The following is a 3,477-nucleotide window of genomic DNA, read 5'->3' as shown; positions in this document are numbered from 1 at the left end:
TTCAAGTGTATAAATATCCACTGTTATTTTAGCATCAGAAGTAAGCTCAAAGGTGAATTGCGTTTCATGGGCAAAGGGGTTTGGAAAGTTGAAAACGTGGAGCAAATCTAACTTTTTCGATTTTAATAAAGTTAGGTCAATTCGCGCTTCAGTTGGATTATTTGCATTATCCCAAGCGCTGACATCGAGTGAAAGTTGATCCTGCTCTATAGGGATTTTATATTGAATCGTGCCTGTATTAAGGCTGTTCACATCATAAATGAATTGTTCAACTGCCAAGGATTTTTCCTCTGTTTCTGGATGGATTAAATAGAGCTCATGTCCCTTTTCTCCTGTGAGGTTTATTCCCAGTGGATCAGAAAGCCTGATAATGAGTTTCCCTTCAGAAGATAGATGATCTCCGTTTCGTAGCATCCGCCCTGATTCAGTTTCGAATGTGACAATGGGTCCTTCAGTATCATTAGAGGGAGACCCCAATGTCAGTTGAATCCCGGAGACAGCACCAATTGCCTCTTCATCTATATTGCCAGAAATTGAAAACCTGACTTTGGCCGGCTGATCTGAATAAGTAATATCCTTGGGCACACGGAATTGTGGAGAAAGGGAAGATCCTTCGAAAGTGAAGGCTCCCCGGAATAAGGTTGGTCCATTTTTTAAATAAGAAATTTGTTTCTTGGAAGAAGAAAAATTAAAGGATTTTGTAACAGTAGTCGGGCCGTCTTCAAAAACGAAGTATCCTTCTCCACTGGCGAATGGTACTGTTCCGGATAAAGTACCCACATCAAGAGTGGCTAATGTATCAGGAGTCACCCGACTATCGCTGATGAGCTGAGAAGGAATGGGCAGTCTCATAGCAGGATCGCCAAAGAGATGAAAGAGCTCGCCGTCGGATCCGCCCGTTTTTACCGATTGCAGAACCATGCCTAAAGTTGCATCCATTATTCCTCCGTCGGGAAAAAAGGCTGAAAAAATCTTTTCTAAATAATGAATATTGCTGGACACCGTAATACCGCGAGTGGTTGTAATAATGGCTGATGCAGCATCCATGGGTGTTCGAATCAATTCTTCCGCAAATGATTCAGACCCGATTTGATCAAAATGGCCCCAGTTACATGTGCCCGCTACCCAAATGGGAAGTTTCATTTCTGCTTTAATGAATTGGATATCATTTCGAGTTTCATTAATAATGAGTAATTTTTCCTGGGCCCATTGGGTGGGGTTCCCGTGACCGATGAAATTGATAATGGCTGTGCCTGCAGAAATTTGGTCAAATAGAGCTTGAGTGGCCTCTGGTTTAATAACCCCAAAAGCTGATCCGTCACTCACTTCAGGATAATCGACCAAATATAATTTTTTTATTTCCATGAAATTGGGGATCGACTTTGTCAGTCGTTCTGAATTGAGTGTATGGCTTTTACCCACAGATAGTTCATAGGATTCCCTTTCCGGGCGAGCAGGGTCATCTGCCACAAGAGTTATCCGTTGTTTCCAAAGTCCAGAAGGCATATTCGTCTCAAAGGCAATAATCTTTTCTACAAATGCTGTGACTTCTTCTGCCGTTCGCGCTGGGAATCGTCCCGTAGCCATCTCTGGAATAATGCCATTGAAAGCAACCAAACGGTCGTCGGTGGCGTGTGAATAATTCGTGCCCACTTCTATTGTGGGTACTTTCATGTTTGACTGCCCTGTAATATTGCGGTAATCATAATCTGCATCGCCCATAAAAAGAACAGTGATTGGTTTTTGGCTCCAGTTTATTTGTGTCCATTGGAGAAAATGGCGAATGGCTACTGGATCTATGTTTCCACCGGAAAATTCATTATATATATCTTCAGTTGAACAATAAATGGAACTACCGCGATGGTCGATCAATGGTTGAGCGGCGCTACGAAATTCTTCCGGCCCAATTATAATATGGTCTGCACCGGCAAGGTTATTCCTCAACGCTGTGAATGATTTAGTCCCTAATAAGGACATACTCGCTACAGTTTGAACATCATTCGGGTTGAATACAAAATATCGCTGCAACGTATCCGCCGGGAGAGATACACGAATTTCAGTTTTATCATTGTTAGTTTTCAACGGAATATTTTTAGGGTTGACTGTATCAGTAATATTCCAAACCTTTAGATTAAGTCCGGAAATTGTGAAAGTCATGTCATTATTTACTACGGACGAGAAAAACTCAAATGGGTTGGTATAAGTCAATTCCCGAATATAGGATAAAGTTAAAAAGTCAAAGTATGGTTCTGAGTTGGGATTATCCGAACTATTGGTGATCTGAAAAGATTGTGACCCATCTGTCAATACGCTGGCGGGAATGGAAAAACTGTCCGATTTTAGTCCTAGGTTGGACCAAGATAGAGATTGCAACTCATTTGAATTCAAGGAAAGTTTTGCTTCATGTTTTGAATTGCCATAGCGAGTTGATACGGATTCTTTACCAATCATACCGAAAGACCCGCTGGCGGTTGTAGAAGATACGGGATTGCTTAATTCAACAGGTTGATAGAATGATCCTCCCTGGCGAATGGATGTATTTCCCCATGCCAATCCAGATTCATGGGGATTGGCTATATCTGTTTCAAAATGAAGGTAAGATAAACCATAATCCATGCTGAGTGGACCATTAGCCACTGTATTCCCTGTTTCAACTCTTTTTCCCCGAAGCGATGCATCGTCTGGAATCAAAAGCCAATAGACCGATTCAGTGAAATACAGATTTTGGTGCCATGTGATTTTCGCCATATTCTGGTCGAAACCACTGGGACCAAGGCCGTAGAAAATAATGTCATCATTGGTATCCAGACTGCCGTCCGATTCACCATTAATATTCAGGGAAATCTCAATCATATTTTCAGGGATTGTAACATTAGCGCTGATTTTTTGGGTTAATTCATAAGTTCTATCCCGCCCTAGAGCGGAACCGGTAAAAAGCATAAAACTGCGTGGGTCCAGAGACTCTCCTGAGTTTAGGGTCGAATGAATAATAGTGGCTGTTATTTTATAAATATTGTCATCTTTCAAGGTGAGTCTAAGCCACCGACCTGCAGGAAATGTCTGTATTTTACTCAATGCACGTTTTTGCGTTTCAATCCAGTTTTTGGCCGACTCCCAGTTAACTATTTTTGGTGCCAATAGTTTGCGTTGATTTGATAATATTTGGCGATTGATTCTTTTTGTCCCGCCGAATTGAATGGTGATGGTTTGATTCTGAAAGTAATCACCATTAAGAGACATAGGACTTATTTGAAGTGTCCCTGTTTGGAGTCCGTTAACAATCTGTTGGTTAATCCATTTAGTCTCATGGATATTTATTTTTTTAAAGGGATGTTTTGCAGATTGCCCTGCTTGTGTGATGAACCGAGGTAAAGTTGAATTTGGCAATCCGATTAGTATTTGAATTGGCGCAAGATCATAGGGACTTTCGGGATTACATTTTAATTGAATCACTAACTTATCCGCACTGGAAGAAAT

General features: G+C 41.2%; 1 protein-coding gene. It reads right to left on the bottom strand.

The window, feature by feature from the left end:
* Positions 1 to 3,453: hypothetical protein (locus HN459_01045; GenBank protein MBT3478028.1), on the bottom strand; the 3,453-nt coding region annotated here is incomplete at its 3' end.
* Positions 3,454 to 3,477 lie beyond the last annotated feature (24 nt).

This window comes from Candidatus Neomarinimicrobiota bacterium (assembly GCA_018647265.1).
Taxonomy (GTDB): domain Bacteria; phylum Fidelibacterota; class Marinisomatia; order Marinisomatales; family TCS55; genus TCS55.
This window is presented reverse-complemented; position numbering and strand designations above follow the sequence as displayed.